This is a genomic window from Chryseobacterium sp. SIMBA_029 (assembly GCF_046535275.1).
Classification (GTDB): domain Bacteria; phylum Bacteroidota; class Bacteroidia; order Flavobacteriales; family Weeksellaceae; genus Chryseobacterium.
Genome location: NZ_JAWRXA010000186.1, coordinates 1 through 289 on the forward strand (window position 1 = coordinate 1; position 289 = coordinate 289).

Sequence of the window (289 nt, forward strand, 5' to 3'; positions counted from 1 at the left end):
CCATCTGGGCGGCCTCCTCCGCCGCCCGGATGACAATCAGCTCACGCCGCGGCGACGGAGAGCAGGATGAAGTGATAGGACTTGGCCGGCAGCGAACCGCTGAGCTTGCCTTCATCCGTGACCTGCAGCCCGGAACCGGCCTTGGGAACGATGCGGTTCTGATCTTCGACCGAGTTGCGCGCCTTCAGGTCGTCGCCGACCATGGTGTGATGCTGGAGGATTTTCGCGCCCTTGAAACCCTGCAGATCGACATCGAGATCCATCGCCTCGTCGAGGCTGCGGTTGATGG

1 protein-coding gene is annotated in these 289 nt (G+C 63.0%); it reads right to left on the minus strand.

From position 1 onward, the window contains the following. Positions 1–41: 41 nt before the first annotated feature. A partial coding sequence (locus tag SB679_RS23760) for an alpha-L-arabinofuranosidase C-terminal domain-containing protein (protein ID WP_410704720.1) occupies positions 42–289 on the minus strand: 248 nt, incomplete at its 5' end.